Source organism: Pseudomonas gingeri (assembly GCF_013386115.1).
Taxonomy (GTDB): domain Bacteria; phylum Pseudomonadota; class Gammaproteobacteria; order Pseudomonadales; family Pseudomonadaceae; genus Aquipseudomonas; species Aquipseudomonas gingeri.
In genome coordinates, this window is sequence record NZ_JACAOR010000010.1 from 74,787 (window position 1) to 93,543 (window position 18,757).

Sequence of the window (18,757 nt, forward strand, 5' to 3'; positions counted from 1 at the left end):
AGACAAATACCAACTCACCTCACCCACCTTACCGACTTACTTACCCCATCGCAGGGCAATCGGATTGGCCGCCCTGGCCAGTTCAAGCAGGCCCTCACGTGTCTGCGGATGCAGCGCTTCCAGGGGATGGCGAACGCTGTCGGAGCGGATCACACCGCCCTCTTTCATCACCGTCTTGGCCGCACGCAATCCGCACTGGCGGTTCTCATAGTTGATCAACGGCAGAATCCGCTCATAAGCCTGGATCGCGTCCTGGCGACGGCCTTCTGCATGGGCGCTCATCACCGGACGGATCAGGTCCGGAATCATTGCGCTGGCCATGACCCCACGCGCGCCGGCATCCAGATCGGCCATCAGGGTGATCGCCTCTTCACCGTTGAAAGGCCCCACGATGCTGCTGCCGCCCAGCGTGATCAGCTCGCGCAGCTTGGCGGCGGTGCCGGGGACTTCGATCTTGAAGTAACGCACCAGCGGCAGGGTACGAGCCACTTCCGCCAGGAAAGCCGTGGAGAGCGTCACGCCGCTCAGCGGCGCGTCCTGGATCATGATCGGCAGCTGGCACGCTTCTGCGACACGCTCGAAGTGCTCGCGGATCAAGCGCGGCTCCAGCTTGATGCCCGCGCCGTGATAGGGCGGCATCAGCATGATCAGCGCCGCCCCGTGCTCCGCCGCGTGACGCGCACGCTGGCTGGCGACCTGGGTACTGAAGTGGCTGCAGGTGACCATCACCGGCACCCGCCCCTTGACGTGCGCCAGGCAGAACTCGGTCAGTTGCCGCCGTTCTTCATCCGAGAGCAGAAACTGCTCCGAGTAGTTGGCCAGGACACAGATGCCATCCACGCCCTGGTCGATCATGCAGTCAAGCACCCGCCCCTGCCCCTCGAAATCGAGCTCGCCGGCATCGCTGAATGGCGTTGGGGCAACAGGAAACAGCCCCGAGTACGGCCCAGTCGTTTGCATCGCAAAAACCTCTTCCACTTAACACCGCGAAACCGGATGAGTTGAAAATACTGCACTTCATGCGGGGCGAGTAATGAGAAGTACGCCCCCGCCGATAACCGTTGGCTATCCCCGGGTGGAGCGGCGTTTCAGCAGGCGCTTGCGGCAAGGTCGGGTGATGCGGGTGCGGCTTTGCACTGGGTGCGGGTCAAAGACAGTGTCAGATTTTTTATACTGAGGCGCAAAAACACCTTAAACGCTTGAAACTTTGGCATTTGTTTTTGCGGTGCACTTTATGCTCGGTATCATTCAAACTTCACTGATTCTGCACCTACCCCCCCACTCAAGGCTTAATCAGCATCCTTTAAGCAATGAGTTCCTGAGCGGTAATCATTAGCTCAGTACCTACTCGACTTTTTAACGTATCGATGAAGCGAGTAATTTTTGCATCGATAAACTGGCGTGATGTGTAGACGGCATAAACGTTGCGCTCGTATGTATGATACTCGGGCAAAACACGGACGAGCCTGCCTGAACGCAAGTCCTCGATGGCTGAAAAACCGGCCAGCAAACCTATGCCTGCGCCCTCTCGAACGGCAACCGCCATCGCGTCCATATCATTGACGCTGAAACTCGGGCCCTTGGGGGCAAATGTGGCATCCCCGGTCTTGCTCTTCAATTGCCACTCATCCCGCACATAATCGACGGTGCCCAACAGCAAACACTGATGATCATTGAGATCTTCTGGCGTCATCGGGGCGGCGTTTAGCTCCAGATACTCTGGAGACGCAACCAGCACACAATGGCTAACGCCGATCTTTTGGCTGACATACGCTGAATCCGGCAGTGTTCGGGCAATCAGAATCGAGACGTCCAGTTGGTCTTCCAGGAGGTTAGGCATTCGCTGAGAAAGCATTAAGTCCACGGTGACATCGGGGAATTCCTTACGGTACTCCAGCACGGCACCGGTGACCAATTGCCGCGCTAGCCCAGGCACACAATGCACCCGCAAGGTTCCCCTGGGCCGCAAAGCGGCGTTGCTCGCTTCGGCTTCTGCATTCTCAAGATCCGCCAGAATTTTGGTACAGCGCTCGTAGAAGCGCCGGCCAGCATCTGTCACCGAAAGACGACGGGTAGACCGCTGCAACAGGCGGGTGTCGAGTACGTTTTCAAGCGCGGACACCGCACGCGAGACATTGCCGACCGTAGAGTCCAGATGGTTAGCCACAGCCGTAAAACTACCCATCTCGACAACTTTTACGTACACGGACATGTTCGTAAGCTTATCCATCCAAATCTACCTGTCGATCTGATTCCAAGCGTTCTTCACTGCCGAAGTGCGCCCCCAAAAAACATTAAAGCCTTCAACTTCGAGCCAGATTACCGTTGCCACGTAACGTGGCTCGTATTTGCAGATGCTACACGCTCCTGCCTGGGCTCGATATTACCTCCAGACACAACAATGATTCCCTCCTGGCCGGCTAAATCAAACGGCTCGTACTCCATAGACTCGGTTACACAGGGCGCCTGGACAGTCCCGGCAACCCAGGCGCCGAGTTTTGTACGAATTTTTGATAAACCAACCGAAGGGCAACCCCATGAACACATCTTACGACCCCCTTTATCTTTTTATCGGTGGTGAATGGATCAGTGCCGAAGGGCGCGCAACCGCCGCCGTCGTCAACCCCGCAACCGCACGTGAGATAGGGCGCGTTCCACTCGCCACCGCAGTCGACCTCGATCATGCACTCGAAGTGGCTCAACTGAGCTTTGAACAATGGCGCCAAACCGTACCAGACCAGCGCGCAAAAATTCTCAAACGCGCTGCGGATCTCATCCTGGAACGGGCACCACACATTGCCGAGCAAATGACGCTTGAAGAAGGCAAACCGCTTGGGGAAAGCATGGATGAAGTGACGCGTGCGGCTGAATACTTCGAGTGGTTTGCCGAAAGCGCACGCCGTATCGATGGTCGTGTAGTCCCAGCCAACCGTCCCGGCGTACTGCAAATGGTAAAACGCCAGGCCATCGGCCCTGTCGCTGCGTTCACGCCGTGGAATTTCCCTGCCATTACTCCCGCACGCAAGCTCTCGGCGGCGTTGGCTGCAGGTTGCAGTGTCATACTCAAGCCAGGGGAAGAAAGCCCCTCTACAGCACTGGCTCTGGCGCGTGCTCTCGACGATGCAGGATTGCCTAAAGGCGTGTTGCAGGTAGTGTTCGGCGTACCGGATCAGGTTTCTAGCCACCTGATCGCTTCCTCCATCATCCGCAAGGTGACCTTTACGGGTTCGGTACCCATCGGTCGGCTGCTATCAGCCCGCGCCGCCGAGGGTGTCAAGCCCATTACCCTTGAATTGGGAGGACACGGGCCGGTGCTGGTATTCGATGACGCGGAAATAGAAAAAGCAGCCGTCGAAGGTGTTGCCAACCGGTTTCGCGGGACGGGCCAGGTCTGCATCTCGTCCACGCGCTTCCTGATTCAACGTAGCGTCTATAACCGGTTTGTTGATCACTTCGTGGCAGCCACCCTCGTGTTGAAAATGGGCGATGGCTTGACGCCCGGCATCCAGGTTGGGCCGCTCGCCAATCCAAGGCAACTGGCCAAGATGGAAGAGTTGGTGGCTGATGCTGTCGCCAAGGGTGCGCGCGTATTGGCCGGTGGTAAGCGCCTGGAATGCAGCGGCTACTTTTTTGAGCCCACCGTGTTGGCGGACGTGCCTATGAACGCCCGAGTCATGCATGAAGAACCCTTCGGGCCTATCGCCGTGCTGATGCCATTCGATCACTTGGCTGATGGTTTGAAGGAGGCTAATCGCCTGCCCTACGGGCTTTCAGCCTATGCGTTCACTTCTAGCGCTCGAACCGCCATCGACGTCGCTGACGGGTTAGAGGCCGGGATGATCGGTATCAACCAATACCGCATCGTCGCCACAGAACTTCCCTTCGGCGGCATGAAAGAAAGCGGTCACGGTTCAGAAGGTGGCGTTGAAGGCATCGAGCACTACCTCACCCACAAATTCATCAGCCAGGTTTGAGGAGACATCGTCATGTCCAATATCAATTTCAGCAGCCCTCGTGAAGCGGCGCGGGCGTTTACACCAAAGCTGTCGCACTTCGTCGATTCGACGCTGTACCCGCAGATCTGGAGCGATCCGGCATTGTCCCCGCGCGACCGCAGCCTGATCACAGTGGCCGCATTGATTGCCGGTGGTCACTCGGAAGAGTTGCCCGCGCATCTGCGGCGGGCCGTGAGCAATGGGCTGACCCATGACGAAATCGCCGCCGCGATCACCCACCTGGCGTTCTACGTAGGCTTTCCAGGCGCCATTACGGCATCCGCTATCGCCAATGCCACGTTCACCGAAACCGAGAAAAACTGATCATGAAAGCCATCAACATTAGAGAGTTCGGCGCGCCGGACGTGCTGGAACTGGCAGATGCTCCCAATCCCGAAGTACGCCCGGCTGACTTGCTGGTACGAGTCCATGCCGCTGGTGTGAACCGTGCGGATCTGACCCACCGCACCGGCGGCTATGGTCACCCTAACTTTGGTGATTCACTCATCATCGGCCTGGAGATCGCCGGTGAAGTGATTGCCAAAGGTGATTTGGTCACGGGTTTCGAGGTCGGCGATCGAGTGATGGGCGTTGTCGGAGGGGGGGCCTATGCCGAGCTTGCACGCATCGACTACCGCATGGCCATGCATATCCCTGCGCAGTTGGACTATGTACGCGCAGCGGCGATTCCCGAAGTCTTTGTCACTGCCCATGAAGCAATGATGCACCTGGCTCGGCTCAAGTCCGGCGACTCGGTATTGATCCACGCCGCAGCTGGAGGCGTGGGATCTGCTGCCGTACAGTTGGCCTACGCCACAGGGGCCACGGTGTATGCGACAACCGAAGGCAGCAAGCTGGCACGCGTGGAGCATTTAGGAGCAGATATCGCCATTGACTACAAGACGCAGGATTTTGCCGAGGTGATCGCAGACAAAACCAACGGTCGAGGTGTCGATGTCGTCATTGATTTCGTTGGCGAACCCTACTTTTCACGCAATATCGCATCTCTTGCCAAGGGAGGCCGGCTTATTCAGGTCGGTATTTTGGGCGGAGGCGGTAAGGTGAGCGTAGAACTGGAGCATATCCTTTACCGTCACTTGCAAATCATCGGTACTGTCATGAAGTCCCGTACACAACCAGAGAAGCACGACATGATCAGGCGCTTTCGCGAGCATTGGCTTGATCGCTTTGATGGCGCTGGAAGCCTGGAGCCGGTCGTTGACAGCACTTTCCCGCTGTCACGGGCTGCCGATGCCCATCGCCGAATGGAGTCGTCCGAAAACGTTGGGAAAATCATCCTGACGATGACTGGGTTCGAATCCTAGTATGTCGAAGTAGCGAAAAACTGGAGCAACGGCTATATCCACCATGCTGAGCTTCGTACCAGCGAAGTCATCGCCGTCCGATTTTTCAAGCTCGAATCGCTCCAGTTTGTGAATACCTACTGTTATTTCGACAACTCCCGCTTCCGGGCAGGAAGCGGGATGTACAGACTCGAAGGCGTGCCTATCTCGTTAAAGCGAGCGACCACCATCAACAATAATTTCCGTTCCCACCGTCCAACGAGACTCGTCCGACGCGAGGTACAGCACCGCCTTGGCTACTTCTTCAGGCGTGCCAAAACGGCCAAATGGGATGGTCGCAACAATATCTTTGTTGACCTGCTCGCGGTAGGCATCGGGGATACCCGCCTTGTCGTACAGCGGCGTGTCGATCGGACCAGGGCAGACCGCATTTACTCGAACACCCCGCGGTAGAAGCTCGCTAGAGAGCGTTTTCGACATGTTCAGGAAGGCAGCCTTTGTTGCGGCATAAATGGATGAACGCGCGGCGCCCAGGTGCGCACTGACCGAGGTGTTAAGAACCACCGAAGCAGGGTTGGAGAAGACCGGCAGCAGTGCTTGCAGGAGGAAGTAAGGGCCTTTGACATTGATGTCAAAGGAGCGGTCAAACATCTCCTCGTTCCAGTCTTCGATTGGCATCCAGACGGATACGCCGGCATTGAGGAAGGCAACGTCGAGCTGCCCGTAATGAGACTGAACAGCATGGGCCAGCTCCTTCTGGGCTGTGACACTGGCGGAGTCGGCTCGCAACACCAGAACCTCGCTGCCAAAGACAGCTTGGGCGTTTGCAATGGACTCAGGATTGACACCCGTGACGATCACCCGAGCGCCTTCTGCGAGGAATTGCTTTGCGGTCTCCAGACCAATGCCACTGGTACCACCAGTGATAAGCGTACGCTTGCCTTGTAAACGGGACATGTAGATTTCCTCTCAGTTGTGACGACCAGTCGGACGACTGACCTTCTGAGAGCAACTATGTATTCATGCCAGGGCGCTGATAAGATAGCCAGATAGAATACATCTCATGCAAAATCTGCATGAAAGAGGACGTGTGATGGATCGGTTGTTACTGATGAACTGTTTCGTACGCGCCGTCGAGACCGGCAGTTTTTCATCTGCGGGACGTGATCTCGGACTCGGACAACCGAACGTCAGCCGTTACGTCGCCGCACTCGAAGATCATCTGCAAACCAGGCTGCTTCACCGATCGACAAGAAAGCTGACGCTCACACCGGAAGGTGAGCGGTACTACGCAGATGCGCGGCGTATTCTGGAGTCAGTAGAAGAGTCAGAGTCCTCTCTGAGAGGGAGCGTGGCACCGTCTGGGTTACTGCGCGTCGCATGCCCGACTGCATTGGCGCACACCTTTATCGTGCCCCATGTGGCTAGCTTTCTGGAGCTCTATCCAGAAGTGTCGCTCGATCTCCAGATCAATGATCGCTACGTCAATCTGGTCGACGAGGGAGCCGAGCTCGCGATTCGCATTGGCCACCTGGAGGACAGCGCAATGCGTGCCCGGCCACTAGCATGGTTCGAGCGTGTGTGTGTGGCCAGCCGCGAGTACTTGGAGAAACGTGGCTCTCCCTCTTCGCCTGATGACCTGAAGGAACACGACTGCCTTGTTTACACTCTGCTATCTACCGGTACTAACTGGCGGTTCAAAGGCATCGATGTCCCGGTCTCCGGTCGCCTGCGGGTCAATTCACCCGAGGCGATACGTGAGTACGTCAATGCAGGATTAGGAATCGCGCAAGGCCCTCAATGGCTTTATGAGGAAGGGCTAAGAAGTGGCAATCTTCAGTTGCTGCTTAGGGACTACGTAGCACCACAGGTGCCGATCCAGGTCGTTTACCTGGCGAATCGGCTGCTGCGCAAGCGAGCCATCGTTTTCATGGACTTCATGGCGGATGTGTTTGCAAAAAGCTCTGCATTCCATGTGTAGCGGTCAACTGATCCCGAAGCAGAAAGGGAGCAGAAAGGGGACTGATTTATTTCCCACGACTTTACGCTCCGCTTTTGCCCGATTGCTGACTCTCACTTAACGCAAAACTGCCATGTTTTCCCTAAGCGATGGGTGAGCAATCGTATGGTCAGTAGGTAGTAATAGCGCGTCGATTCAGCGTTCTGGTTAACGTGGTGATTTAGAAACCATACGAGATGCTTTTGCTGCCAGGCCCATGGATTCTCTCGATGCCATCGGTTAGAGATTGCTGCCTGGATTGTATTCGCTTGGCGAAGGTGACGCTGACGAGTGGCGTACGACCCGGTCAGGACGCCCCGCAGGAACAGTTCCATATCGAATGGTTTGCTGACGAAACGCCACTCGACTGAGTAGCGTTTTTGTCAGTTCTAAGCGGGAAACGGGCTACCGCCCCCCGCTACAATCCACTGATTCCGAACGCTTTTGTCGTGCAACAACCTTGCTGATAAGCGAGATCATGGACAGCGGGATTGCGGCTGGCAAGTGCCTTTCAGTTCACGGCGGCAGCCGGTCAGTAGCCTGCCTCTCGCTGATGCCGGAACGCCAATACGTACACGGCTTCTTCCGGGGGAACAAAACGGTAAAGCGCGACATAGCCGGCGTCACCAAAGGCAATGACCAACTCTCGCAACTCAGGCAATTCATCAAAAGGTCGACCGATGTTGGGGTCGGTTTCCAGGCGAGTCAGTTGCTGCTCAATGGTTTGAGCCGCCCTGCGCGCGACCTGCGGGTCTTTCTCCAACAGGAAACGACGGCAACGCTCCAGCCCTTCACCAGCACCCGCGGTGACAATCAGTCGTGGCACTTGGGAAGCTCCGACTCTTCCTCAGTCCCCCAGGTTTTCAACCACTCACGGGTCTCGGCCCCGGTCAAATGCTGGCCCGTCTCCTGGTAGGCCCTCCATGAAGCGAGCGCCTCTTGCTTGAAGCTTTCGCGGGCCTCTTCACGCTCTACATACTGAGAGAGGGCTTCACGCATGATCCAGTGAGCCGAACGTTGCCGGGCGCCCGCCAACAGCTGGATGCGGTGCTTCAAGTCCTCATCGATTTTGATCGACGTCGCCATGCTGGCCTCTCCGATATTCATAGGTATTACCTTTGAATAAGGTAACAAGCACTATGAAACCTGTCTATTCAGCGGAATGCCTTGAATGGGCTTGCAAGCTGTAGCCTGACGGATGGTCACTTTGGCCACTACAACTGATCCCGGACACGACGTTAAGTTTTTCTCGGAATGCACCAATGCCGGCTTGGCGCCTATCACCGCGAAGCGAACTCAATCCTGCCGCTAGCCTAGTCGCGCCACAGTCAATCCTGTGGCCGGGTGTCGCAATCTGATGTGTGTCTGAGGCGCGGTTTCGCGTCATAGTTCTCTAGCTGGCGCTTTTAGCGTTCGGCTAGCGTATCTCTATGGCGAACCGTGCGGGGCAGGCTTCGGTCTGGCCGGTTTCCTCAGACGCCGGTTTGCGACCCTCGTACAGTCTGCCACCCTTTGTCCGTGTCGCAACGGTGGATGGCAGTTCCTTAACCCGTCTGAGGAGATAAGGATAATGGCCTACCCCCCTTTTACGCACGGGCACAGCCAAAAGCGGTCGCTCGCCGGTTAACGGTGTGTCATCGATTCGCACAGTAGTGTCAGAGCCGCACGTAGCTCTCGGTCGCTACCGCCTAACGCATTGCTGGCGATGGCTGCGTTTCTCAGCAGGATCGTCGCAGCATGTTCGACATGCTCTTTCAACAGACGCTCGGATGGGCCGGATAAGGTCAGCGCCCCTTTCAACTCATGGCCCATGGCAAACACCGGCACTGACACGGCGGTGGTCTCAGGGTCCCGCTCGCCGAAGGAAGAGGCCCAGAAGCGCTCGCGGACCTCAGCCAACGCAGGCTCTGCATCACGGGAGAATGCCCGAAGGATCTTGCCTGATGCCCCGGCCTGCAACGGAAAGCGTGCGCCCTCTAACACCGACACCCGCACCGCACGCTTGGGCTCGACCCGAAACAATACGACGCGACTGCCGTTCTCCAGCACATAAAAAGAAGATGTTTCGCCGCTTTCTTCGGTGATCGACTCCAGCAACGGATGAATCACGTCGCGCAGTCGGAACGAGGTCTGGTACAGCTGCGACAAACGCAGAGGCTCAGGGCCGACCGAGTAACGACCATCGGTCAGGCGACGGACGAACCCGGCTTTTTCCAGTGAGGCGATCAGGCGCAGGATTGTGCTTTTGTACAACCCCGTCCGCCGCGCGATTTCGGCCAGGGTCAGACAGTCCTGCTCGATATTGAAGGCTGACAAAATGGCAAATGCGCGGTCGACGGCCGCCACCCCGCCTTCAACATTGGCGGCCGGGTCGGAAATGTTTTTTTCAGATTCGGTAGTCATAGACACTCATTATCGATTCGTCGCTCGCAGGTGGGAGATGATTCACGAACCACCCCGCCAACCCGCAAGACAATATCAGAGCCGCCCGATCCCTTCTGAAAAAAGTGCAGCCGCTGCTCACTACTCGCGTAGGAAAAAACGAAGCAACACCACCATTCCTGCGGCGATGAACATGATGCAGCCCATGACCATCAGCCCAGCGGTGAACGAGCCGGTGTAATCCTTCAAAAAGCCCATCAGGTACGGCCCGACGAATCCGCCAAAAGCGCCAATGGAATTGATCAGTGCGATTCCACCCGCTGCGGCTTGCCCGCGCAGAAACTTGCCCGGCAGGGTGTAGAAAATGGTCTTACCAGCGATTGTGCCGATCAGCGCCAAAGTGATCCCTGCCAGTGCGGGAATCAGTGCATCCATTCGCAGCGCCAGGATTAACGCAAAGCCTGCCAGCAGCATGGCCACGGTCAGGTTGAAAATGCCTTTGCCGGTACGGTCCACATGTTTGGCCCATATCAGCAATGCTACGGTGGCGAAGAAGTACGGAATGGCTGCAACCCAGCCGATCATGCTGACTTCGACGCCGTGGGCCTTGAGCATCTGCGGTAACCAAATGCCGATGCCATAAGAGCCCAGGGTGAAGCTGAAAGTGATCGAGCTGAGAATCCACACGCGCGGGTCTTTTAGCGCGACCTTGAAGCCGTGGCTGTGCTGCCCTTTTGTCCGTTCTTCAGCCAGCATGCCGGTCAGCACATCGCGCTCTTCGGCGGTCAGCCATTTGGCCTCGGCCGGGTGGTTGCTCAGCACCTTCAAGGTGATCAGGCCGAGGATGCACGCTGGTACCCCCTCGATAAGAAACATCCACTGCCAGCCCGCAAGCCCGAGCAAGCCGTGCATCTGCAACAGCCAGATCGACAGCGGCCCGCCCACCAGAAACGAGATCGGCGTGGCCACGGTAAACCAGGCCAGCACCCGCGTGCGGTACTGGGCCGGGAACCACAGGGTGAGGAAGAAGATCACGCCGGGAAAGAAGCCGGCTTCGGCGATGCCGAGGATCAGGCGCACGATATAGAAGCTGTACGGCCCGACGATCATCGCGGTGGCGGCCGCGGCCAGGCCCCAGGTGATCATGATCCGCGCCATCCACAAACGGGCGCCGAAACGGTACATCGCCAGGTTGCTCGGCACTTCGCACAGGCAGTAGCCGAAGAACATGATGCCCGCTCCCAGGCCAAACTGCGTGGCGGTCAGGCCCAGTTGCTCGGTCATCTGCAACGCGGCGTAACCGACGCTGGTACGGTCCAGGTAATTGAAGAAATACGCCAGCGCGAGCAAGGGGATCAAGCGCCAGGCGGCCTTATGCAGGACGCGGGTCTGCTCGGCATCCAGAGACCGCACGCTGCTAATGTCGCTGCTGTGCGGGGGTGTCGTGACGATGGTCATGACGGGCTTCCTCAGCATTTATTTTTATAAGGCTGACGGCGGGAATGTCCGTCAGCGACAGGAATCAGGAGTCCCTTCCAGCGGTATCAGCGGACGATGCCACGCCCGCGCAACGCCTCGATGTCACCCGACGCGTAGCCCATTTCTTCGAGCAGCTCGGCAGAGTGACTGCCCAGCTGCGGCACATTGAGGCGGGTATCGAAGCGACGACCATTCATCTCGAACGGCAGCATTGGCACCTTGACCGCGTCGCCATTCTCCAGCGCCAGATGGGCCAGGCCACCTGACTCGTTCAGATGCCGGTCCTCGAACAGGTCCTGAGGACGCTGGATCGGCGAAAACGGCAGGCCCGTCTGCTCGCACAGGTCCATGACCTCCTGCTTGCTCATTTGCGCCAGACGCTCGCGGACCTGCGGCAGAATCTTCGCCCGGGCCTGCACGCGCTGGGTGTTTTTCGTAAGTTCAGGGTCGCGTCCAAGCTCTGTAAAGCCAAAACTCTTGCAGAAATTGACCCACTGGCTGTCGCTCACAACGCCCATGAACACCTGCTCATCGCCCAGGGTGTTGAAGACGTCGTAGATGGCCCAGGCCGACAAACGACTGGGCATCGGCGCGGCTGGCTTGCCAGTGGTCGCCATCTGCATCATGTGCTGGCCCACCAGAAACGCCGAGTTCTCGAACAGCCCGGTCTGCACGAACTGCCCTTCCCCGGTGTTCTTGCGCTGCCACAACGCCGCCAGAATCGAGATGGCGCTGAACATGCCGCCCATCACGTCGTTAACCGACGCCCCTGCACGCAGCGGACGACCTTCCGGGCCGGTCATGTACGCCAGGCCAGTCATCATCTGCACCACCTCGTCCAGCGCAGTGCGATGTTCATACGGTCCCGGCAGAAAGCCTTTCATCGAGCTGTAAATGATGTCCGGCTTGATCGCCTTGACCTGCTCGTACCCCAGGCCGAGTTTTTCCATGGCGCCGGGGCGGAAGTTCTCGGTGACCACATCGGCGCTTTCAATCAGCTTGCGCACCGCGGCCATCCCTTCCTCGGTCTTGATGTCGACCGCGAAGCTTTTCTTGTTGCGGTTGTAGGTCATCCAGTAGCCCGCGCCGGAACCGGTCAGGCGACGGGTATTGTCGCCTTCCGGGGTTGGCTCGACCTTGATCACCTCGGCACCCAGGTCCGCCAGCACTAGCCCGCAGGTCGGGCCCATGACCATGTGCACGAACTCGACCACACGCACGCCTGCCAGCGGCAGCGCCTGAAGGCTCTGATTGAGCAGGCTCATTGCCCACCTCCGGCGTAATGGAAATTCTTGCCGACGCCTGCGTCTGGGATGAAGCCATACAGCGGCTCACCCGGCAGGCCCTGTTTCAGCCAGGCGCGAGCGGCCACCAGCTTGTCGATGTCCACGCCGGTGCGCAGGCCCATGGATTCGAGCAGGTAGACCAGATCCTCGGTCACTATATTGCCCGACGCCCCCGGCGCGTAAGGGCAGCCGCCGATGCCGCCTTGAGAGGCATCGATAGTGGTGACGCCGACGTCCAACGCCGCGACCACATTGGCCAGGCCCTGCCCGCGGGTGTTGTGAAAATGCGCGCTGCCGGCCTTGCTGCCGATCTCGTTGCGCAGACGGGTGAACACGCGACGCACCTGGGCTGGATTGGCGTACCCCACGGTGTCGGCGAGCCCCACCTCATCGACGCCCAGCTCGACCATGGTCAAGGCCATGCGCAATACGTCGTCTTCGGGCACCTCGCCCTGAATCGTGCAACCGAACACCGTCGACAACCCGGCCTCGACCTCGACGTGCGGGAAGCGCTCGTTGCGCAGGGCCATGACCGCGCGCACTTCGTCGTACACCTGTTGGTGGGACTTGCGGATATTGGCCAGCGAATGGGGCTCACTGACGGAAATCGGCAGGGTAATTTTCTGCACGCCCGCGTTGAACGCCGCTTCGGCGCCCTTGAGGTTCGGCACCAGCGCGGTGACGAACACGTCCGGACGCTGACGCATGTGCGCCACCAGCTCGGCGGCATCGGCCATTTGCGGGAGCAGTTTGGGGGACACGAAGGAGCCGACCTCGATCTCTTTCAAGCCTGCATCAGCCAAGGCCGTCAGCCACTGAAGCTTGAGCGCCGTGGGCATGGTCGCGGTGACGCTTTGCAGGCCATCACGGGGGCCGACCTCGCTGATCAGGATGTCTACGTTGTTATTAGGATTCATCGCCGGTTCTCCGGGTGTGGAAATGCGCTAGTTCTATCTAACAGAACGACGTTCTAAAATAATCATGAGCCGATAAAATCCCACTGTCAACGCCCGTCATCCCGGGCGATGGGCGTGGCGCTCCTGAAAGTCTGAGAGTGTCCGGTGATCAACTGCGAAATGAAAAACAGACAATCCCGGCGGGTTGACAGCTGAAAAAATAAAGTCGAACCTTGTTCTGTCAGTAAACACAACGTTCTGTTAGATAGAACGATAACAATATGGCGAAATGGCTTCGTCACCGTCAAGATCGGTGCTTTCCGTTCGCCCCCGTAGGAGCTGATCCTGTGAGCCTGTACGCCCCGCCTCGCGATCTGTCGACCCGCGTGTTCACCGCGCTGCCCGAAGAATTCTGGAAAGACGGCGACTCCGACTGGGTACGTGCCAACAAGCCCGGGCAGAAGGTCAAAAGCTTTCTCGAAGGGCCGTCCTTCGACCGGGACGGCAATCTCTACGTCACCGACATCCCGTACGGCCGCATCCTACGCATCGATCCTCAGGGCCACTGGACCCTGATCGCCGAATACGATGGCTGGCCCAACGGTTTGAAAATCCACCGCGACGGGCGAATTTTCATCGCCGATTACAAGCAAGGGATTCTGAACCTCGATCCGCACACCGGAGCGGTGACCCCCTTCCTCACCCACAGCCGCAGCGAAGGCTTCAAGGGCGTCAACGACCTGTTCTTCAATGCCAGTGGCAAGCTGTACTTCACTGATCAAGGCCAGACCGGCCAGCAGGACCCGACCGGTCGCGTCTATGCCTATGACCTGGAAAAGCATACCCTCACGCGCCTGATCGACAACGGCCCGAGCCCCAACGGCCTGGTCATGGACCTGGCGCAGAACGCGCTGTTCGTGGCGATGACCCGCGGCAACGCGGTCTGGCGCCTGCCGATCCAGCGCGACGGCGGCACCAGCAAGGTAGGGATTTTCACAGCCATGGCCGGAGGCGTCAGTGGCGCCGACGGCATGGCACTGGACAGCGAAGGCAATCTGTATGTTTGCGATGCCGGCAACGGCTGCGTCTGGGTGTTCGACCCTCACGCCGTGCCGCTGTACCGCATCCGCTCGTGCACCGAAGGACGCACCCTGACCAACCTGGCGTTCGGTGGCGAGGATAATCGGCAATTGTTCATCACCGACTCCTCCACCGGTTCCATCCTGGTCGCCGACTTGCCCCACAGCGGTCAGCCGATGTTCTCGCACCGCTAGACCAATAACCCGCAGAACCCTGTGCGCCAGGCGCACGGGCTTCGCTCGGCCCGAAGAAAGCGAGCCCTGCTGCGCTCGCGCCCTACAAAACCAATAAAAGGGATGCCTATGTTGATTTTTCTGAGCTACGCGATGATCGCCTGCTTCATGTACCTGATCATGAGCAAGCGCCTTTCACCGCTGGTAGCGCTGCTGCTGGTACCGATCGTCTTCGGTTGCCTGGGCGGCTTCGCCACGCAACTGGGCGGGATGATGTACGACGGCGTGAAGATGCTCGCCCCCACCGGCATCATGCTGACCTTCGCGATCCTGTATTTCTGCATGATGACCGACGCCGGGCTGTTCAACCCGCTGATCAAGGTGCTGTTGCGGCTGGTCAAGGGCGACCCGCGCAAGATCGTTGTCGGCACCGCCGTGCTGGGGTTGTGCGTTGGCCTGGACGGCGACGGCGCGACCACCTACATCATCGCCACGGCGGCGTTTTTGCCGCTGTATCGTCTGACCGGCATTCGTTTACAGGTCATGGCAACCGTGCTGCTGCTGGCCATCGGAGTAATGAACATCCTGCCGTGGGCCGGGCCGTTCTCGCGAGCGGCCAGTGCCATGCACGTCGACATCACCGAGCTGTTTTTACAGATGGTTCCCATCATGATCGCTGGCGGTGTGTGGGTGATTTTTGCCGCCTGGTGCCTGGGTCGAATGGAATACCGCCGATTGGGCATTGTCAGCGTCACCGAAGACAAAGTGCTCGAAGGCTACGCGCACGTTCGCCTGAGCGATCCGAAATTTCTGTTCAACATTGTCCTGACGGTCGCCCTCATCAGCTCGATGATGCTCAGCCTGATGCCGCTGCCGATCCTGTTCATGGTCGCCTTCGGCCTGGGTTGCCTGATCAACTACCCGACTCTCAAACAGCAGAAGGAAGTCATCGGTCGTCACGCCGACAACGTGCTGGCCGTGACCCTGCTGATTTTTGCGGCGGGCATCTTCGTCGGCATCATGGGCGGCACCGGGATGATCAAGGCAATCTCCGATAACTTGATCGCCATCCTGCCAGAGCAGGCTGGCCACGGCATGTCAGTAATCACGGCTCTGCTTAGCATGCCGTTCACCTACGTGCTGACCAACGACGCTTTCTATTTTGGAGTGCTGCCCATCCTCGCCGAAACCGCTGCCCACTACGGCATCGGCCCCCACGAAATGGCCATCGCATCGTTGATTGGCCAGCCAGTGCACCTGCTCAGCCCGCTGGTGGCTTCCACTTACCTACTGTGCGGGCTGCTGGACATCGACTATGGCGATAACCAGCGGGTTTCGCTGAAATGGACCTTCGGCACTGTTTTGGTGATGCTGATCGCGGCCATCGCAATTGGCGCGATCACGATCATAAATTGAATTAAACGCAAAAGCTGCCAGGATTTTGGGGGATCCAGAGAGCGTACGGAAGCTCTATGGAATGCAAGATGGTGCCCGAAGCCGGGGTCGAACCGGCACGCCCTTACGAGCGGGGGATTTTAAAACCTTTATCTTTTCCTTATTATTCAAGACCTTAATATTGAATTCCTTTCCGCAAAACCCGGCAAATAGGCTTTATTTTACCCAGTAAAATCAAAGGTCTGAAAGTTTATAGCGGAAAGGAAAAATCCCTCCCCCGGCGTCCTGCCGAACGAACACCATTCCACCATCCCATGCATCTCGTCGCCTCACCCTCGCTGAAACCCGCCGCCTCGATTACTGTACATAAAACCAGCATCAACAAGGCGCGCACCAATGAGCATAGAAGAGGAAGATTTCGGCTTCCTGGGCTTTCCTTCGCCAGAAGGTGCGCAACCTCGAAGAGGTCTGCGCATACCGCGACAGCCTGAACGAGGATTTAGCCGGTAAATCCCCGCAAGACCTACCCGTTATCTGCGCTGAGAACATATATTTTCAGCGCATCATAGGCAGCCTCACAGACAAGCCCCCCTCACTCGGGCAGTATCAGCGATCGCTGCCAGTTCCCGATTTCGCTGGACAGATTTGTCGAGCACGACGGCGAGCAGATCGCCGGGGTTTGGCCCTGGTGTGCAGCTTCCGGAAGATCCGGGATTGCCGCGTGCGCTACTGGCCGCGTGTAGGAACTCTTGCACTCGCTGGCGCAGCCAGTCAGCAGCATTGGCACCAGCAGCATCAGTGCGGGCCTGTTCAAGTTTTTGAGTCGTATCACGTTGTACCTTCTCGGCTGATTGCTGGCGTTGCTGCTCAAGGGCACAGGCATCTGCCTCGGCGGTGACCCTCGCGTTAGCGTCTGCGGTGTCGCGGTCGTTCCAGCGGTGCCACTGTGCGTCCTTCACGCTTTCGCCGAATTGGTAGGCGCCGAACAGCGTAGCGCCCACAAACAGCAGGCAGACGAGATAAGGCGCCGCCCCAGCAGTGTCACAGCAGCACCTTCAGCGCGCGGGAATACAACTCGGCACGATCCGCGGCGCCATTCTGGCTACCGTTGATCCGACCGGTGATCTTCGTGAACTCGCCGGCGTCAGCCAGGGTGTTCCAGCCCCTGCTGCCCCAGAACCAGGCGATGGACATACAGGCCGGCCCGGCTTGCTCGAGCAGTTCCGGCTGGCTGACAAGACCCAGGCCCAGCACTTCGCCACAAGCTCTGTAATTTGCAAGCCCGGTGATCTGGATCAGCCCGCGCCCACGATAGCGCTGGCCATCTCCGTCGGCGTCCGAGGTGTTGCCCAGGCGGACGGCCAGGGCGCCGGTGTCATATTTCTCAGGTACTGGTCGCTGCCCAGTTCACGAACGTATTGACCGGACTCATGGTCAACCTGAGCGATGAACGCTGCAACACGCAGCCGGCCGATGATTCCGTACTTGCTCATTGCAGTGTTGAGAGTATGAACAAAAACGCCGGTTTGGCGGCCGGCGTTGGGAACGATCTGCAGCAGTTGCTGCTGGGTGATCGGCATAGGGGTTTCCCCAGGCAAAAAAAATACCCGTTCATGGCGGGTATTTTCAATTACTATGACGCTGTTTAAATACTAAACCGCATAGGACTCATTTTTAGCCAATCGTTTATAACCATGAACTCCTGCCCACTTCTGTATTTTTCTTCGGCAAGGCTCTTCGACGAAGTGATGTCCAAGCGCGGAAAGAAAAACGAGAATTACAAAGGCAAAAATGCACAAAAACCAGTTCATATCAAATACAGGGAATGCATCGACCAAATTTTTGTGAAACTTAATCAAAAGCAGCAACACAAGAGCCTGAAAGGAATAGAAGCAATAACTGATTTTTCCGAACCAAACAAAAACCCTAGATGACAATGCTCTTGAAATACGTCCATTAGATTGACATAGAGAAATTATCAGGCCGACCACCACTGGCATCACCATCCAGTTATAACCAATATACTGAATTCCTAGCGCACGCCGCTTAATCAAAAGAACGAACACTATCAAGATAACAACAACGGCAAAATTAGGGCGAGAGAACCTGAATCCTCTCTGAACGGCCAAAAACCCACAAACGCCCAAAAGAAACTCGGAAACCCTGAAAGCTGGCAGTGCATAGAAAAACGAAAATGGCAGACCAGGCCAAATTCGGCCGAGTTGCCCGGGCATAACTGACCAGATATATAATATAACTGCAAACGCTGCCAGACGCTTGCTTGAGAGCCTTGACATCCAAGGAGCTACAAATGGGAGTATTGCGTAGCAAAACACCTCAACAGAAATTGACCAACTACCGCCATTATTCCAAAAGTTAAAATAACTCGGAACCCATGCCTGCATAACAAATATATTCGTCACAACAAGAGATGTTGTTTCCCACGCAGTAAATACTTCCCCTCTCCACATCCACGGAATTGTGCTCAATGCTGCTATAACATATATTGGATATATTCTTGCAATGCGCTTCACAAAGTAATCTTTCTTATCCTCATACCGATCAGCATATTGATATGCTAGAAGAAACCCAGAGAGAATAAAAAAAATTGACATCCCTACAGCGCCTTGCTCAATGACTTTTTTTACTATTCCACTTGGCGAAAATGGCCAATTAATCTGCATATGAAATAGAAAAACATACAGAGCAGCGATAAACCTTAATCCAGTTAGCGGTAGTATTTCATTTTTGGTAGACAAGCCTAGCAC

18 protein-coding genes and 1 pseudogene are annotated in these 18,757 nt (G+C 57.2%); 6 read left to right on the top strand and 13 right to left on the bottom strand.

The window, feature by feature from the left end; translation table 11 throughout:
- Positions 1-36: 36 nt before the first annotated feature.
- Positions 37-960: a dihydrodipicolinate synthase family protein gene (locus tag HX881_RS19245; RefSeq protein ID WP_103033127.1), complete on the bottom strand. Its 924-nt coding sequence runs from the start codon at positions 958-960 to the stop codon at positions 37-39.
- A 343-nt stretch (positions 961-1,303) separates the two neighbouring features.
- Positions 1,304-2,230: a LysR family transcriptional regulator gene (locus HX881_RS19250; RefSeq protein ID WP_017129150.1), complete on the bottom strand. Its 927-nt coding sequence runs from the start codon at positions 2,228-2,230 to the stop codon at positions 1,304-1,306.
- Between the two features lie 307 nt (positions 2,231-2,537).
- Here HX881_RS19250 and HX881_RS19255 point away from each other — a divergent pair, with 307 nt between their 5' ends.
- From HX881_RS19255 to HX881_RS19265, 3 genes are read left to right on the top strand one after another with little or no spacing between them, the layout of a single operon-like run.
- Positions 2,538-3,974, top strand: coding sequence for an NAD-dependent succinate-semialdehyde dehydrogenase (locus HX881_RS19255; RefSeq protein ID WP_177086007.1), 1,437 nt, complete (start codon positions 2,538-2,540; stop codon positions 3,972-3,974).
- Positions 3,975-3,986: 12 nt separating this feature from the next.
- The gene (locus HX881_RS19260) at positions 3,987-4,319 is read left to right on the top strand and encodes a carboxymuconolactone decarboxylase family protein (RefSeq protein ID WP_177086009.1); all 333 of its coding nucleotides are present in this window, start codon (positions 3,987-3,989) and stop codon (positions 4,317-4,319) included.
- A gap of 2 nt (positions 4,320-4,321) precedes the next feature.
- On the top strand, positions 4,322-5,320 hold the full coding sequence (locus HX881_RS19265) for an NAD(P)H-quinone oxidoreductase (protein WP_177086011.1): 999 nt from the start codon (positions 4,322-4,324) through the stop codon (positions 5,318-5,320).
- A gap of 189 nt (positions 5,321-5,509) precedes the next feature.
- On the opposite strand, the gene HX881_RS19275 is transcribed toward HX881_RS19265, so the two are convergent.
- Entirely contained in the window at positions 5,510-6,256 is a 747-nt protein-coding gene (locus tag HX881_RS19275) for an SDR family oxidoreductase (RefSeq protein ID WP_177086013.1), read from the bottom strand.
- Positions 6,257-6,392: 136 nt separating this feature from the next.
- On the opposite strand from HX881_RS19275, the gene HX881_RS19280 reads away from it, so the two are divergent.
- Positions 6,393-7,280, top strand: a complete 888-nt coding sequence (locus HX881_RS19280) for a LysR family transcriptional regulator (RefSeq protein ID WP_177086424.1) — start codon at positions 6,393-6,395, stop codon at positions 7,278-7,280.
- Between the two features lie 92 nt (positions 7,281-7,372).
- On the opposite strand, the gene HX881_RS32820 is transcribed toward HX881_RS19280, so the two are convergent.
- The 7 genes from HX881_RS32820 to HX881_RS19310 all read right to left on the bottom strand — a co-directional run bounded on the left by HX881_RS32820 (position 7,373) and on the right by HX881_RS19310 (position 13,362).
- On the bottom strand, positions 7,373-7,633 hold the full coding sequence (locus tag HX881_RS32820; protein ID WP_246356531.1) for a hypothetical protein: 261 nt from the start codon (positions 7,631-7,633) through the stop codon (positions 7,373-7,375).
- A gap of 197 nt (positions 7,634-7,830) precedes the next feature.
- Positions 7,831-8,124, bottom strand: coding sequence for a type II toxin-antitoxin system RelE/ParE family toxin (locus HX881_RS19285; protein WP_177086015.1), 294 nt, complete (start codon positions 8,122-8,124; stop codon positions 7,831-7,833).
- Complete coding sequence (locus HX881_RS19290; RefSeq protein WP_177086426.1) at positions 8,112-8,384, bottom strand: CopG family ribbon-helix-helix protein; 273 nt, start codon at positions 8,382-8,384, stop codon at positions 8,112-8,114. The genes HX881_RS19285 and HX881_RS19290 overlap by 13 nt, the downstream gene beginning before the upstream one ends.
- A gap of 537 nt (positions 8,385-8,921) precedes the next feature.
- The gene (locus HX881_RS19295; protein ID WP_177086017.1) at positions 8,922-9,701 is read right to left on the bottom strand and encodes an IclR family transcriptional regulator; all 780 of its coding nucleotides are present in this window, start codon (positions 9,699-9,701) and stop codon (positions 8,922-8,924) included.
- A 120-nt stretch (positions 9,702-9,821) separates the two neighbouring features.
- Positions 9,822-11,138: an MFS transporter gene (locus HX881_RS19300; protein ID WP_246356532.1), complete on the bottom strand. Its 1,317-nt coding sequence runs from the start codon at positions 11,136-11,138 to the stop codon at positions 9,822-9,824.
- Between the two features lie 86 nt (positions 11,139-11,224).
- Positions 11,225-12,424, bottom strand: a complete 1,200-nt coding sequence (locus tag HX881_RS19305) for a CaiB/BaiF CoA transferase family protein (protein WP_177086019.1) — start codon at positions 12,422-12,424, stop codon at positions 11,225-11,227.
- Positions 12,421-13,362 carry a hydroxymethylglutaryl-CoA lyase gene (locus tag HX881_RS19310; protein WP_177086021.1) on the bottom strand — a complete coding sequence of 314 codons (942 nt, stop codon included), beginning with the start codon at positions 13,360-13,362 and terminating at the stop codon, positions 12,421-12,423. Before HX881_RS19310 ends, HX881_RS19305 begins: the two co-directional genes overlap by 4 nt.
- Before the next feature lie 326 nt (positions 13,363-13,688).
- Between HX881_RS19310 and HX881_RS19315 the strand changes: the two genes are divergently transcribed.
- Entirely contained in the window at positions 13,689-14,615 is a 927-nt protein-coding gene (locus HX881_RS19315) for an SMP-30/gluconolactonase/LRE family protein (protein WP_177086023.1), read from the top strand.
- Between the two features lie 108 nt (positions 14,616-14,723).
- Positions 14,724-16,010 carry a CitMHS family transporter gene (locus tag HX881_RS19320; RefSeq protein WP_177086025.1) on the top strand — a complete coding sequence of 429 codons (1,287 nt, stop codon included), beginning with the start codon at positions 14,724-14,726 and terminating at the stop codon, positions 16,008-16,010.
- A gap of 554 nt (positions 16,011-16,564) precedes the next feature.
- On the opposite strand, the gene HX881_RS33260 is transcribed toward HX881_RS19320, so the two are convergent.
- The 3 genes and pseudogenes from HX881_RS33260 to HX881_RS19335 form a co-directional block, all read right to left on the bottom strand.
- Positions 16,565-16,999: a DUF2514 family protein gene (locus HX881_RS33260; RefSeq protein WP_425503526.1), complete on the bottom strand. Its 435-nt coding sequence runs from the start codon at positions 16,997-16,999 to the stop codon at positions 16,565-16,567.
- A gap of 31 nt (positions 17,000-17,030) precedes the next feature.
- Positions 17,031-17,569: pseudogene (locus tag HX881_RS19330) on the bottom strand (glycoside hydrolase family 19 protein).
- A 72-nt stretch (positions 17,570-17,641) separates the two neighbouring features.
- Positions 17,642-18,748 carry an acyltransferase family protein gene (locus HX881_RS19335; RefSeq protein ID WP_177086029.1) on the bottom strand — a complete coding sequence of 369 codons (1,107 nt, stop codon included), beginning with the start codon at positions 18,746-18,748 and terminating at the stop codon, positions 17,642-17,644.
- Positions 18,749-18,757 lie beyond the last annotated feature (9 nt).

Coding starts and splice junctions, on each gene's coding strand:
- HX881_RS19245 (WP_103033127.1), bottom strand. CDS start 960: ATGCAAACGACTGGGCCGTACTCGGGGCTGTTTCCTGTTGCCCCAACG.
- HX881_RS19250 (WP_017129150.1), bottom strand. CDS start 2,230: ATGGATAAGCTTACGAACATGTCCGTGTACGTAAAAGTTGTCGAGATG.
- HX881_RS19255 (WP_177086007.1), top strand. CDS start 2,538: ATGAACACATCTTACGACCCCCTTTATCTTTTTATCGGTGGTGAATGG.
- HX881_RS19260 (WP_177086009.1), top strand. CDS start 3,987: ATGTCCAATATCAATTTCAGCAGCCCTCGTGAAGCGGCGCGGGCGTTT.
- HX881_RS19265 (WP_177086011.1), top strand. CDS start 4,322: ATGAAAGCCATCAACATTAGAGAGTTCGGCGCGCCGGACGTGCTGGAA.
- HX881_RS19275 (WP_177086013.1), bottom strand. CDS start 6,256: ATGTCCCGTTTACAAGGCAAGCGTACGCTTATCACTGGTGGTACCAGT.
- HX881_RS19280 (WP_177086424.1), top strand. CDS start 6,393: ATGGATCGGTTGTTACTGATGAACTGTTTCGTACGCGCCGTCGAGACC.
- HX881_RS32820 (WP_246356531.1), bottom strand. CDS start 7,633: ATGGAACTGTTCCTGCGGGGCGTCCTGACCGGGTCGTACGCCACTCGT.
- HX881_RS19290 (WP_177086426.1), bottom strand. CDS start 8,384: ATGGCGACGTCGATCAAAATCGATGAGGACTTGAAGCACCGCATCCAG.
- HX881_RS19295 (WP_177086017.1), bottom strand. CDS start 9,701: ATGACTACCGAATCTGAAAAAAACATTTCCGACCCGGCCGCCAATGTT.
- HX881_RS19300 (WP_246356532.1), bottom strand. CDS start 11,138: ATGACCATCGTCACGACACCCCCGCACAGCAGCGACATTAGCAGCGTG.
- HX881_RS19305 (WP_177086019.1), bottom strand. CDS start 12,424: ATGAGCCTGCTCAATCAGAGCCTTCAGGCGCTGCCGCTGGCAGGCGTG.
- HX881_RS19310 (WP_177086021.1), bottom strand. CDS start 13,362: ATGAATCCTAATAACAACGTAGACATCCTGATCAGCGAGGTCGGCCCC.
- HX881_RS19320 (WP_177086025.1), top strand. CDS start 14,724: ATGTTGATTTTTCTGAGCTACGCGATGATCGCCTGCTTCATGTACCTG.